The 12,391-nt window shown below is 57.9% G+C and carries 12 protein-coding genes and 1 tRNA gene; 9 read left to right on the top strand and 4 right to left on the bottom strand.

The window, feature by feature from the left end:
* Positions 1–72: 72 nt before the first annotated feature.
* From BLW70_RS21960 to BLW70_RS21950, 3 genes are all read right to left on the bottom strand, one after another.
* Positions 73–354: a peptidylprolyl isomerase gene (locus BLW70_RS21960; protein ID WP_046048458.1), complete on the bottom strand. Its 282-nt coding sequence runs from the start codon at positions 352–354 to the stop codon at positions 73–75.
* A 108-nt stretch (positions 355–462) separates the two neighbouring features.
* The gene (locus BLW70_RS21955; protein ID WP_074877516.1) at positions 463–1,344 is read right to left on the bottom strand and encodes an esterase/lipase family protein; all 882 of its coding nucleotides are present in this window, start codon (positions 1,342–1,344) and stop codon (positions 463–465) included.
* Between the two features lie 291 nt (positions 1,345–1,635).
* Positions 1,636–2,724: a 3-deoxy-7-phosphoheptulonate synthase gene (locus BLW70_RS21950; RefSeq protein WP_074877514.1), complete on the bottom strand. Its 1,089-nt coding sequence runs from the start codon at positions 2,722–2,724 to the stop codon at positions 1,636–1,638.
* A gap of 624 nt (positions 2,725–3,348) precedes the next feature.
* Here BLW70_RS21950 and BLW70_RS21945 point away from each other — a divergent pair.
* The 6 genes from BLW70_RS21945 (at position 3,349) to BLW70_RS21920 (ending at position 7,875) form a co-directional block, all read left to right on the top strand.
* Positions 3,349–4,107: a carbon-nitrogen hydrolase family protein gene (locus BLW70_RS21945; protein ID WP_074877513.1), complete on the top strand. Its 759-nt coding sequence runs from the start codon at positions 3,349–3,351 to the stop codon at positions 4,105–4,107.
* The gene (locus BLW70_RS21940; RefSeq protein WP_074877511.1) at positions 4,107–4,550 is read left to right on the top strand and encodes a GNAT family N-acetyltransferase; all 444 of its coding nucleotides are present in this window, start codon (positions 4,107–4,109) and stop codon (positions 4,548–4,550) included. Before BLW70_RS21945 ends, BLW70_RS21940 begins: the two co-directional genes overlap by 1 nt.
* A gap of 126 nt (positions 4,551–4,676) precedes the next feature.
* A complete protein-coding gene (gene gacA / locus BLW70_RS21935; protein WP_008015884.1) occupies positions 4,677–5,318 on the top strand; it encodes a response regulator transcription factor GacA in 642 nt (213 codons plus the stop codon).
* 2 nt (positions 5,319–5,320) lie between these two features.
* On the top strand, positions 5,321–7,144 hold the full coding sequence (uvrC, locus tag BLW70_RS21930) for an excinuclease ABC subunit UvrC (RefSeq protein ID WP_074877509.1): 1,824 nt from the start codon (positions 5,321–5,323) through the stop codon (positions 7,142–7,144).
* Between the two features lie 32 nt (positions 7,145–7,176).
* Positions 7,177–7,737 (top strand): CDP-diacylglycerol--glycerol-3-phosphate 3-phosphatidyltransferase, encoded by a 561-nt coding sequence (pgsA, locus tag BLW70_RS21925; protein ID WP_008150904.1) that lies wholly within the window; start codon positions 7,177–7,179, stop codon positions 7,735–7,737.
* Positions 7,738–7,799: 62 nt separating this feature from the next.
* Positions 7,800–7,875: transfer RNA gene (locus BLW70_RS21920), tRNA-Gly, on the top strand.
* A gap of 295 nt (positions 7,876–8,170) precedes the next feature.
* Here the strand turns inward: BLW70_RS21920 and BLW70_RS29840 are convergent.
* A complete protein-coding gene (locus tag BLW70_RS29840) occupies positions 8,171–8,539 on the bottom strand; it encodes a helix-turn-helix domain-containing protein (protein ID WP_083383384.1) in 369 nt (122 codons plus the stop codon).
* Between the two features lie 455 nt (positions 8,540–8,994).
* Here BLW70_RS29840 and BLW70_RS21910 point away from each other — a divergent pair, with 455 nt between their 5' ends.
* The 3 genes from BLW70_RS21910 to BLW70_RS21900 all read left to right on the top strand — a co-directional run bounded on the left by BLW70_RS21910 (position 8,995) and on the right by BLW70_RS21900 (position 12,078).
* On the top strand, positions 8,995–10,329 hold the full coding sequence (locus BLW70_RS21910) for an acetamidase/formamidase family protein (RefSeq protein WP_074877507.1): 1,335 nt from the start codon (positions 8,995–8,997) through the stop codon (positions 10,327–10,329).
* A 143-nt stretch (positions 10,330–10,472) separates the two neighbouring features.
* Positions 10,473–11,330, top strand: a complete 858-nt coding sequence (locus BLW70_RS21905) for an HvfB family MNIO-type RiPP peptide maturase (RefSeq protein ID WP_074877505.1) — start codon at positions 10,473–10,475, stop codon at positions 11,328–11,330.
* Complete coding sequence (locus BLW70_RS21900) at positions 11,323–12,078, top strand: HvfC family RiPP maturation protein (RefSeq protein ID WP_074877503.1); 756 nt, start codon at positions 11,323–11,325, stop codon at positions 12,076–12,078. The genes BLW70_RS21905 and BLW70_RS21900 overlap by 8 nt, the downstream gene beginning before the upstream one ends.
* Positions 12,079–12,391 lie beyond the last annotated feature (313 nt).

The raw sequence follows: 12,391 nt of genomic DNA, 5'->3' as shown, positions 1-12,391 counted from the left end.
CACCCGTATCACGTATCCCAAACACAACGGCCCACCAGAAGGCGGGCCGTTATGCAGAAACTTAAAGGCTGATCAGTCCTGGCGGCTGGTCACTTCCAGCAGGTGGTAACCGAACTGGGTCTTGACCGGGCCTTGCACCACGTTGATCGGTGCGCTGAATACCACGGCGTCGAATTCCTTGACCATCTGGCCTGGACCGAACGAACCCAGATCACCGCCCTGGCGGCTGGATGGGCAAGTGGAGTTGGCTTTGGCGACTTCGGCGAAATCAGCGCCGCCTTCGATTTGAGCTTTCAATTCGTTGCACTTGGCTTCGCTGGCAACGAGGATGTGACGGGCAGTGGCTTTAGCCATGGTGAAATACTCCTTTCAATGTTCAGTAAAGTGCGGAGCCTACCGGATTCAGTGGTCTATTTCTTCTCAAAGTTCCGTCCATATTATGCAGGCCGGCACGGTGTTCCTTTATAAGCCGGCATTTCTCAGACGCTCTGCATGCTGCACATACAAGACAATCGGGTCGATGCCCTTGTGCCGCGGACCGACGGTCTGGTTGAGGCTGTCCAGATGATCCAGCGGGTAGTCGGACCGGATGACTTTGCCCAAATGGGAGCTATAGCGGCCAACCAGGCCATCGTTCTGCTCGGCTTCGGTGGTGAAGTAGTGGGAAAAGGCGCGGAGGAACCCGTGCAACGGACTCAGTGCATCAAGTCCTTTGTCGAGGAGGTCGCCCTGCAAGGTGCCGCTCCAGGAGTAATAACGCACACCGTCGACCAGTTCGCGACCCTTGCCACCCCAGGTTTTCGGCAACCCCTGGGGATATTTGTCGTTGAACGCGCCCACGCCTTCGGTGGTCAGGGCATTCAGTGCGGCGATGGCGTTCTGCGGCAGGTGACTGTGGCCGCTGAGCAACGATAGAAAGTCTGCAAACAACGTTGCGACTGTCGAGGCAACGTGTTCCGGCAGGCGCCCGGGCGTCAGCGCCTTGCGCAAGAAGTCGGCCAGTTCCGAACCGTGATTCGGTCCGCTGACGGAGGTTACCGAAGCAATTATTTGCGGCGCTGCCGCCGCCGCATAACGTGCAGCGAGTGCGCCCTGGCTGTGGCCGATCAGGTTGACTTTGTTCGCACCGGTTCCCTCCAGTACGCGTTCGATTTGCGCCAGAAGTTGGTCGCCGCGGACTTCATTGCTATGGGTAGCCGACAAGTGCGGGATAAATACTCTTGCGCCTGCACTTCGAAGTGCCTGCTTGACGTCATGAAAGAGTTCGATCTTGCCGATGCGGTCGAAGCCGAACAGCCCGTGGACCAACAGAATCGGATACTGAGTAGTTGCATTCCGTAGCATGTTCTTTCCTTTTTCGCAGTCGTTCAGAGGTGTGTTGATGGGCTCACTCTAATGCACACCCGCTGTTCGGCGTTGTATGAAGAAGCCGCTGTAACCTGATGAAAACGGAATAGAAAATGTACGAAAGTTCGAAAGTGGATGAGGTCTCGTTCGGAATATTTGGACATCTTTTGATCTGTAACAGAGGATTTTTCAGCAATGGCCTACTTCGGCAACACCCTTTGCCTGTGAGTCGTGTCTCGATTCCGACGTCCGGCCCTCAATGTGAGGGCTGGACGTTGGGTGTGTGGCTCACGCCGATTGTTGATCCCTGTTCCGAGCTCTGAGCCGATCGGTTGCCTGGCGCAGCAACAGTTCTGTTGCGCTCCAGCCAAGGCAACCGTCCGTGACTGACACGCCGTAACGCATGGACGGGCCCAGCGATTGGCAGCCTTCGAACAGGTGACTCTCGATCATCATGCCGATCAGTGATCGATCGCCTTGCAGGCGCTGTTCAAGCACATCGTTAAACACCGCCGGCTGACGCAACGGGTCTTTGCCGCTGTTGGCATGGCTGCAGTCGACCATGATCCGGGCCGGGATCTTCAGTTTGATCAAGTCGCTGTTCACCCGAGCGACGCTGTCGCGGTCGTAGTTCGGTCCGCGGTGTCCGCCACGCAGTACCAGGTGGGTGTCGGGGTTGCCCGGTGTCTGAATGATTGCCGGGTGACCCTGGCTGTCGACACCGAAATGGCGATGCGGGTGAGCGGCAGAGCGCATGGCGTCGCTGGCCACACCGACACCACCATCGGTGCCGTTCTTGAAGCCGACCGGCATGCTCAGGCCACTGGCCATTTCACGATGGATCTGCGATTCGGTGGTGCGGGCGCCAATGGCAACCCAGCTCAGCAGATCGTCGAAGTAGCCAGCAGCCATCGGTTGCAGCAGTTCGGTGGCAATCGGCAATCCCAGGCGGAGCATTTCGCGCATCAACTCGCGGGACAACGTCAAACCGCCGGCCATGTCATCGCTGCCATCCAGATGAGGATCGTAGGTCAGGCCTTTCCAGCCAACGGTGGTGCGGGGTTTTTCGACGTAGGCGCGCATCACCAGCAGCATTTCATCGCTGACGTCGGCGGCGAGGCGGGCGAGGTTGCCGGCGTATTCGAGGGCGGACTGAGGATCGTGAATCGAGCAGGGGCCGACGATGACCAGCAGACGGGAATCTTCACCATTGAGGATCGCGCGAACCGCTTGGCGGTGGGCGGCGACTTGCTGGGTCAGGACGTTGCTGAGAGGCAGTTGCTGTTTGAGTTGCAATGAGCTGGGCAGACGCAGGGTCAGCGCTTCATTGGCAGGGCTCAAGGTGGACAGCGGCAGAGCAGAGACGGACGAGTTCATATTCGGGCTTCCTGGGCTGGCGGCGGGTTCGTTCCCGCGCGCTCGGCCCTACTGGGGTGTTCGACAATTGGCCGGATTGGCTGCGTGTGTGTGCTTGCCACCTGTGGGTGACCGATCGGAGGCGGCAGGCTGTCCCGAGCGGAGGCTGCTAAATCGCCAGGCGGAAAAACTGTCGTAACGGTAATAAGTGGCGTAGTTCATTGTTGAATCCTCTGGTTGTCTGGTGTGTCGCTAAAAATGTGCGGGGCTGAAAAAACAAAACCCCCGGTCGGGAAGCCGACCGGGGGTTGAGAAATCTCTGGTGGCGACCCGTTTAAAGTGGGCGCCGTGTGGGTATCAGGCGCGCCAGTGGCTAAACCAATACCCAAAATAAAAGCTGACCGGAGCACAAACGTCATTCACCCGGGCAGCCGCCACCGAGCGCAGGGCGCTGACGGTACGAAGCTGTGAGAGGGTGCTGGACATGGTCTTTCTCCGATAAGTGCGCCGAGCTTACGCGAGGCCGGTACGTGGTTTCAATCAGAAAATGCTATCGATCGCCGACGGCATTTTCTATCGCTTGAGTGCGTCGCCGGTTGTGACACACTTTGTGCTTCACATACATGAACGTCACAAGGACGAACCATGACGCCACTGATCATCGCCGCTGCTCAATCGATCTCCATCGCCGGTGACCTTGCTGCAAACATTGTGTGGCACCAGCGCTTCATGCAGGTTGCTGCTGAGCAGGGCGTGCAATTGCTGGTGTTCCCGGAGTTGTCCCTGACCGGGTACGAGCGTGGACTTGCGGCTGAATTGGCCATTGCGCCAGACGCCAGGGTTCTGCAACCGCTACGGGATCTCGCTCGGGAAGTCGGTGTGACGGCTGTCGTCGGGATGCCGATTCGCCTGTCGGAGGATTCGCCCGTATTGATTGGCGCGCTGGTGTTGGGCGCTGATGGATCGCTCGGGATCTACAGCAAGCAACATCTGCATCCAGGCGAGGAGGTGGCATTTGCACCGGGAACCGGCGGTCCGACCCTGACCGTAGGTGCCGATACGGTCGCGTTGGCGGTGTGCGCGGATTTCTCCCATCCCAGTCATGCCGCCGCGGCGGCGCAGCAAGGTGCCGGTCTCTATGCGGCGGGCGTGCTGATCACGGAAAACGGCTACGCCCCGGATACCGCTTTGTTACAAGGCTACGCCAGCCATCATTCGATGGCGGTCCTGATGGCCAACCATGGCGGTGCGACGGGGGGCTGGGAATCGGCAGGACGCAGCGCGATCTGGGCGTCGGGCGGTTCGCTGATTGCGGCCGCACCGGGTACAGGCAACCTGATGGTCGTGGCTCGCCGCGATGCTGAGGGTTGGCAGGGGCAAATAGTGACTGTCGAGGAGGCTTGATGGCATTCGAATTACGCCCGGCGACGCACCGGGACCTCGCCTTCGCTCGTGAACTGACCCGAAAAAACATGCTGCGCTATTACATTCAGCACGATCTGCTGTGGCAGGACGAAGGTTTTGATGTTGGCTGGGCAGGGCGCGAAAACTGGTTGATTGTGCGCAATGAGACCTTGCTAGGCTTCGTCAGCCTGAGTCGTGACGCCAAAGCCCTGTACATCCGCGAGTTGCATGTCATTGAAGCGTTTCGAGGGCAGGGCGCCGGTTCCTGGACGATTGATCAGGTATTCGCCATGGCGTGCAAGGAGCGGCGTCCGGCATTGCGCTTGACGGTTTTTGAAAATAATCCTGCGCAAGCGTTGTATGCGAGAAAGGGCCTCAAGGTAGTCGGCACGGACGAGTGTTTCCTGAGAATGCAGCGTGATATCAACGCCTCGCCTGGCTGAAACACGCATACGGCAAGCCTTTCAAGATGTATTGAAACTTTTTATATGACGCTTGCCGCTAGGTCTGCCAGTTGCTTTTTGCTAAGGTGTCGGCAACCCAATAAGACCATATCGCGAGGTGTCTGCTTGATTAGGGTGCTAGTAGTCGATGACCATGATCTCGTTCGTACAGGCATTACACGAATGCTGGCTGACATCGATGGCCTGCAAGTAGTCGGCCAGGCTGAGTCAGGCGAAGAATCCCTGCTCAAGGCGCGTGAGTTGAAACCCGATGTGGTCCTGATGGACGTCAAGATGCCCGGTATCGGCGGTCTTGAAGCCACGCGCAAATTATTGCGCAGTCACCCGGATATCAAAGTCGTCGCGGTCACCGTGTGCGAAGAAGATCCGTTTCCGACCCGGTTGTTGCAGGCCGGTGCCGCGGGCTATCTGACCAAGGGCGCCGGGTTGCCGGAAATGGTCCAGGCCATCCGCCTGGTGTTTGCCGGGCAGCGCTACATCAGCCCGCAGATCGCGCAACAACTGGCGATCAAATCCTTCCAGCCGACCAATGATTCACCTTTCGATGCCTTGTCGGAGCGGGAAATCCAGATCGCGCTGATGATTGTCGGCTGTCAGAAGGTCCAGATCATTTCCGACAAGCTGTGTCTGTCGCCAAAAACCGTCAACACTTACCGTTACCGCATTTTCGAGAAGCTTTCGATCAGCAGCGATGTCGAGTTGACGCTGTTGGCGGTTCGTCACGGCATGGTCGATGCCAGCCTCTGAAAATGACTGAAGTCTTCGATCCAAGCGCCTTTCTGTCGACGGTCAGTGGGCGTCCCGGTGTGTATCGCATGTTCGACAGCGAGGCACGCCTGCTCTATGTCGGCAAGGCCAAGAACCTCAAGAATCGCCTGTCGAGTTACTTCCGCAAATCCGGTCTTGCGCCCAAGACTGCGGCCCTGGTCGCTCGTATCGCTCAGGTCGAAACGACGATTACGGCCAATGAAACTGAAGCCTTGTTGCTTGAGCAGACGCTGATCAAGGAATGGCGTCCGCCCTACAACATCCTGCTGCGCGACGATAAATCCTACCCTTATGTCTTTCTCTCGGATGGCCAGTTCCCTCGCTTGAGCATCCACCGCGGTGCAAAAAAGGCCAAGGGCAAGTATTTCGGCCCTTATCCCAGCGCCGGCGCCATTCGTGAAAGCCTGAGCCTGCTGCAGAAGACGTTTTTCGTTCGCCAGTGCGAAGACAGCTATTACAAGAACCGTACGCGTCCTTGTCTGCAATACCAGATCAAACGTTGCAAGGCGCCCTGTGTCGGATTGGTGGAGCCCGAAGTGTATGCCGAAGACGTCCGGCACTCGGTAATGTTCCTTGAGGGGCGCAGCAATGCGCTGACGGACGAGTTGTCCGCTGCCATGGAAGAGGCGGCGATCAACCTCGAGTTTGAGCGTGCGGCTGAGCTGCGGGATCAGATTTCATTACTGCGCCGGGTCCAGGACCAGCAAAGCATGGAAGGCGGGACGGGCGACGTCGACGTGATCGCAGCGTTCGTCAATCCAGGTGGTGCCTGCGTTCATTTGATCAGTGTGCGGGGCGGGCGGGTGTTGGGGAGCAAGAACTTCTTTCCGCAGGTGGGTATTGAAGAGGACGTTTCTGAAGTCATGGCGGCGTTTCTCGGCCAGTACTTCATCAGCAGTCCCGAGCGCGACCTGCCGAGCGAACTGATCGTCAACGTGGTTCACGAAGACTTTCCGACCCTGATCGCGGCCATTGATGAACTGCGTGGTCGCGAATTGACCATCAGTCATAGGGTTCGTGGTACGCGAGCACGCTGGCAACAGTTGGCGGTCACCAATGCCGAGCAGGCACTTGGAGCGCGACTGGCTAACCGTCAACACGTTGCTGCACGTTTCGATGCGCTGGCGGAAGTGCTGAACCTGGACGAACCGCCACAGCGCCTGGAGTGTTACGACATCAGTCACTCCAGCGGCGAAGCGACCGTGGCTTCTTGTGTGGTGTTCGGCCCCGAAGGTCCGATCAAGTCCGACTACCGTCGCTACAACATTGAAGGCGTCACCCCGGGCGATGACTACGCCGCGATGCATCAGGCCCTGACCCGGCGCTTCAGCAAACTGAAGGACGGGGAGGGCAAGCTGCCGGACATCTTGCTGGTGGACGGTGGCAAGGGACAGCTGTCCATGGCCCGCGACGTGCTCAATGAATTGGCCGTGCCTGATCTGATTCTGCTGGGCGTCGCCAAGGGCGCCACGCGCAAGGCCGGTTTCGAAACCCTGTACCTGAACGATGCTGCCCACGAATTCACCTTGCGCGGTGATTCCCCCGCGCTGCATTTGATCCAGCAGATACGCGACGAAGCTCACCGTTTCGCGATTACCGGGCACCGCGCCCGTCGTGGCAAAACCCGCCGCACGTCTACGCTTGAGGGCGTTGCCGGTGTCGGGCCGACACGTCGCCGCGATTTGTTGAAACATTTTGGTGGATTGCAGGAGCTGTCTCGTGCCAGCATCGAAGAGATCGCCAAAGCACCCGGGATCAGTAAAAAGCTCGCAGAGTTGATTTATGCCAATCTGCACAGCGAGTAGAATGCCCCCTCACCTCGTAGCCAGTTGTGCCGATGAATATCCCTAATCTGATTACCGTACTACGCGTCCTGCTCATTCCGATCTTCATTTTGCTGTTCTACCTGCCGTATCAATGGAGCTACCTGGCGTCCGCCTCGGTGTTCGCATTTGCCGCTGCCACAGACTGGCTGGACGGGTATCTGGCCCGCCGACTGGAACAAAGTACGCCGTTCGGGGCTTTCCTTGATCCCGTGGCTGACAAGCTGATGGTCGCCGTTGCGCTGGTATTGCTGGTGCAAGAACACGGTAACCTGTGGCTCACGCTGCCGGCCGCCGTGATCATCGGTCGCGAGATTGTCGTTTCGGCACTTCGCGAGTGGATGGCCGAACTCGGCGCCCGCGCTCACGTCGCGGTGTCTAACCTGGGCAAATGGAAAACCGCCGCGCAAATGCTGGCGCTGGTGATCCTGCTGGCCAATCCGTCGGATTTCACGTTCTGGGTACTGCTGGGTTACGCCTTGCTGCTGATATCCGCGGGCCTGACGTTGTGGTCCATGGTCCAGTATTTGCGGGCTGCCTGGCCGCATCTGAAGACCGACGTGGAAAAGAAATAAACTTTTTTGAATCAAGGGGTTGACGGGGCTTCTGGAATCTATAGAATGCGCCACACCAAGACGCGGGAATAGCTCAGTTGGTAGAGCACGACCTTGCCAAGGTCGGGGTCGCGAGTTCGAGTCTCGTTTCCCGCTCCAAGATTCACAAAAAACGCCACTCTATGAGTGGCGTTTTTTTGTGCGTGATATTTACACGAAGCGTTGAAAATAGAGGCTTAGGCCTCTTTTTTTGTTCCGCCGAGTTCTGCTGAAAATTACTACCAGCCATGCTTTTCTTGTACGTTAAAACGTACGTCGAGGTCCTGGCTGAAACGTCAGTACTACGTTGCTCATTGATCGTGCGTTCACAGAAGCGAATTCGCTACACTGAGAAGCCTTCCTATACTTCACCCTTCTCGGAGCGCCGGTTCAACTGACAGGAGTAGCGACGGCATCAGTTATCAACGGCATCCTGCCCATAGCAATCACCATTTTGGGCCGGACAGAGCACGATTCGCTTCCACGCAAACAACTGAAGATGCTCCATTCTGGTCGCCGCCGGTAGCCGGACGCTGTGGTGCAACCTCTCAAGTACGACGTCGACCGTTGAGAGCAATTCTTCACCAGCCGTGGTCAGCGCGACACCATTCGGTTTCCTTTCGAACAGCGGCATCTCCAGGCTTTCTTCCAAGGCATGCATCTGCTTACTCACTGCGCTTTGCGTGAGGAACAGCTCGGTGGCGGCCTGGGTAAAACGGATAAGGGTGAGTACCTGGTTTCCCTGCGACACAGGCAGCTCTCTCCACTGGCCCAAGTTTTCCATGATTGGATACTAGATAATACGTATAAGAGCGCCCCAGCAATGAGCAACACCGAGTATCGTCGAGGCGCTATTCCAATCGATCAGGTGGATAAGAACGCTTACTGAGCGATGCCCCCCACCCAGCGTACGGAGATGGCCAGGACTTTGCGCTGAGTTCACCTGCTTAGCTCTACGATTTGACTTGCCCACATGGGCGGTGTATCAGCCGCCGAAGGTGCAACGTGTCCCGGCCGCCTCGCGGGCAAGCCAGCTCCGACAAGGTGTTGACCATAGGTTTGTATCTCTCTGTATCTAACCGGACTCTCGATACAGTCCCTATAACTCAGGCGCATGGTCGAACACAGACCAGATACAAATCTGCGCTGAACTATGCAGGCCACCTTCCTTGGCCGCATTCATCGACGGCCGTTCGCTCCTGACTCTGTTCCGCGCCTGATGCGGTCAAGGGGACCACAATGACAACATTTGTGCCTGAAACCAGTCTCAATGCCACGCCGGTCCATCGCCTACGGGTCGATCACTACACCAACGGCATCATCGGCCCAAGCCAGCCGATGCTCGGGCCACTGGCCGACGGCGGCACCTTGATCACCGGTACACCGCCGGGCTGTTGGGGGCCGATGATCACGCCGGCCTTCGAGGGTGGCCATGAAGTGACGCAACCGGTGGCCATTGCCGGTGCGGAAATCGGCGACGCGGTGGCGATCAAGATCAAACGCATGCGCGTCACCTCGCTGGCCACTTCGTCCGGGGTGATGAGCTTCGTTGAAGGTCGCTACCACGGCGATCCGTTCGTCTCCAAATTCTGCGCCAAGTGCGGCACCGAACATCCAGCCAGCCATGTCGAAGGCATTGGCGAGGATTCGATTCGCTGTAACACCTGTGGCGCAGAGGTCAGCGCGTTTCGCTTCAGCCATGGCTATGTGATCGTGTTCGATGCGCAGAATCAGGTCAGCCTTACCGTCAATCAGGACGTCGCCAATCAACTGGCCGGTAACGCAGCCGAGATGTCGGCGTTGCCGGAATTCGCCGCGCAACATTCGATCCTGTCCCTGGCGCGCGCAGACATTCCCGGAGTGGCGGCGCACATGCGGCCATTCCTCGGCAACATCGGCACCACGCCGTCCCGTGATTTGCCCGACTCGCACAACTGCGCCGATTTCGGCCAGTACCTGATCGGCGCGCCGCACCGTTTCGGCATGACCCGCGAAGAATTGCACGCGGCCAAGACTGACGGTCACATGGACACCAACTCGATCCGCGAGGGGTGCGTGTTGATCTGCCCGGTCAAAGTGCCAGGCGCCGGCGTGTACATGGGCGACATGCACGCCCAGCAGGGCAATGGCGAGATCGCCGGGCATGCCACCGACTGCTCCGGGGAAACCGAAGTGGTGGTGGAAGTGGTGAAGAACCTGACGCTGGAAGGGCCTATCCTGCTGCAAAACCTCGACGACTTGCCGCCCATGGCTCGGCCGATGAATGCCAGGCAGCTTCAGAAAGTCCGCGAGCTGGGTGAGCGCTGGGGCCAGCACGAGATCGAGCAGAGCGGGCCGATCACGTTCATTGGCAGTGGCGAAAACCTTAACATTGCGGTCGAAAACGGCTTGCAGCGTGCGGCTGCCGTCACCGGCTTGCCTTATGACGAAGTGCTCAACCGCGCCACGATTACCGGCTCCATCGATATCAGTCGCTTGCCGGGCACCGTGCGCGTGACGTTCCTGTGCCCGATGATTGTGCTGGATCGCATCGGCATCGGCCATTTTGTGCGCGAGAAGTACGACTTGGCGTAACGCGCACCGGCGGGGCTGTACCGCAATGTGTACAAACCCGCCGGCGATACAAGTCCTGCGGTTTTCCAGCGGTGCGCAACACAGGGCCGATACACGGTTACGGTTAACTGTGAGCCCGTACCGATAACTTTGAGATCGATACCATGCACACCCTCATCTCTTGCGCCAAAGCCAAAGCCAAAGCCAAAGCCAGCGCCGGGCTCGGCTTGCGACGCGGTTTAATGAATGACCTATTGGCTGCTCCGGCCGGTCATTTCGACTTTCTCGAAGTCGCGCCGGAAAACTGGATCGGCATTGGCGGTGCCCATGGCGCAGCGTTACGCAGATTGGCCGAGCGTTATCCGTTGTCGTGTCATGGCTTGTCGCTTTCACTGGGCGGGCCGTCGCCGCTAGATATCGGTTTTGTGCAAGAAGTGAGGGGTTTCCTGGATCACTACAACGTGCCGCTATACAGCGAGCATTTAAGTTACTGCAGCGACGACGGTCATCTCTACGATCTGTTGCCGCTACCCTTTACCGAAGAGGCAGTGCATCACGTCGCCGCTCGCATCCGTCAGGCCCAGGACATTCTCGGCCGTCGGCTGGCGGTGGAAAACGTCTCCTATTACGCCGTGCCACAACAGGACATGGACGAAGTAACGTTCACCAATGCGGTGCTGCGCGAGGCCGATTGCGACCTGTTGCTGGACGTCAACAACGTCTACGTCAATTCGATCAACCACGGCTTCGATCCACATGCATTCCTGGCCGGCATCGATGCCGGGCGCGTGGTGGCCATGCACATCGCTGGACACTTCGATCAGTCGGACACTTTGAAAATCGATACCCATGGCGCCTCAGTCAAACCGGCGGTGTGGTCGTTGCTGGCTGAGGCCTACGCCCGGTTTGGTGCGCAACCGACTTTGCTGGAGCGGGACTTCAACTTCCCGGCATTTTCCGAATTAATTGCCGAACTGGACACCATTCGCCATTTGCAGGTTGGGGAGATGAACTGTGCCTAAACGTTCACTGCACGAGCAGCAAAACAGCATGGGCCTCTACCTGCGCGATCCCGACCACTGCGCGCCACCACCCGAGATGGACCCGGCGCGGGCGCAGATTTATCGCGACCTAGTATTCGCCAACCTGTCGACGTTGATCAGCGGCACTTTTCCGGTGCTGGTGAAGATCCTCGGTGACCAACAGTGGCGGGCACTGGTGCGGATTTTCCTGCGTGACTACCGAGCTCACACGCCGAAATTCGGCGAGATCGCTGAGGAGTTCGTGGAGTTTCTCGCCTCTGAGCCTGCAGCACTGGCCGGTGGGTCGTGGCCACCGTTTATGGTGGAGCTTGCGCACTACGAATGGGTGGAAATGGCTTTGCAACAGTCCGAGGCCGAGCCATTGTTATCCGGTGAAAGCGAGTCGTTGTTGGATAGTCCGTTACAGGTCTCGTCATTGGCGTGGCCGTTGGCGTATGTCTGGCCGGTGCAGTTGGTGGGGCCGGATTTTCAGCCCGATGCGCCGCTGGATCAGCCAACTTTGCTGTTGGTGCGTCGTGATCTGGACTTCAGTGTGAAATTTTCTAGCTTGAGCCCTTGGGCCTTTCGATTGTTGCAACGCATCGAGCAATTCCCCAGGTTGGATGGACGGGCGCATTTGCAAGCATTGGCAGGCGAGGCGGGAATGACCGAATCACCGGAGTTCTTCAATAACGGATTGTCAATGTTGCAGCAGTTGCATGAACAACGAGTGGTGGGATTTGGCTGATAGCCCCCGTGACGTAAGGACAGATCCTACGGCGCGTTTTGCTTTTAGCGAAACGTCCTACAGCAATCTATCTGAAAATGTAACGACCTTGATGGGCTTCACGCAGGCATCGACGAGTACATTCAGTATTCAGACTGAAGTTCAACGACCTAAGCCCTGTCGAAAACAGAAATCAGGACGCTCAGGCATAGATGAGTAATCATCCAACTTTGTTAGTCAGTTCAAATCAGGTGGACACCGTCGCCTTTGGTGCCAAGCCCAGGAAGGAGCGTTGGTAACGGTTGATGACCGAAGAAGGCTAGGTCGGGTCGTT

Source organism: Pseudomonas frederiksbergensis, assembly GCF_900105495.1.
GTDB classification, from domain to species: domain Bacteria; phylum Pseudomonadota; class Gammaproteobacteria; order Pseudomonadales; family Pseudomonadaceae; genus Aquipseudomonas; species Aquipseudomonas frederiksbergensis.
This window is presented reverse-complemented; position numbering and strand designations above follow the sequence as displayed.

What these genes read in the sequence shown, in the direction of transcription:
- BLW70_RS21960 (WP_046048458.1), bottom strand. Translation starts at nt 354, where the DNA reads ATGGCTAAAGCCACTGCCCGTCACATCCTCGTTGCCAGCGAAGCCAAG.
- BLW70_RS21955 (WP_074877516.1), bottom strand. Translation starts at nt 1,344, where the DNA reads ATGCTACGGAATGCAACTACTCAGTATCCGATTCTGTTGGTCCACGGG.
- BLW70_RS21950 (WP_074877514.1), bottom strand. Translation starts at nt 2,724, where the DNA reads ATGAACTCGTCCGTCTCTGCTCTGCCGCTGTCCACCTTGAGCCCTGCC.
- BLW70_RS21945 (WP_074877513.1), top strand. Translation starts at nt 3,349, where the DNA reads ATGACGCCACTGATCATCGCCGCTGCTCAATCGATCTCCATCGCCGGT.
- BLW70_RS21940 (WP_074877511.1), top strand. Translation starts at nt 4,107, where the DNA reads ATGGCATTCGAATTACGCCCGGCGACGCACCGGGACCTCGCCTTCGCT.
- uvrC (WP_074877509.1), top strand. Translation starts at nt 5,321, where the DNA reads ATGACTGAAGTCTTCGATCCAAGCGCCTTTCTGTCGACGGTCAGTGGG.
- pgsA (WP_008150904.1), top strand. Translation starts at nt 7,177, where the DNA reads ATGAATATCCCTAATCTGATTACCGTACTACGCGTCCTGCTCATTCCG.
- BLW70_RS29840 (WP_083383384.1), bottom strand. Translation starts at nt 8,539, where the DNA reads ATGGAAAACTTGGGCCAGTGGAGAGAGCTGCCTGTGTCGCAGGGAAAC.
- BLW70_RS21910 (WP_074877507.1), top strand. Translation starts at nt 8,995, where the DNA reads ATGACAACATTTGTGCCTGAAACCAGTCTCAATGCCACGCCGGTCCAT.
- BLW70_RS21905 (WP_074877505.1), top strand. Translation starts at nt 10,473, where the DNA reads ATGCACACCCTCATCTCTTGCGCCAAAGCCAAAGCCAAAGCCAAAGCC.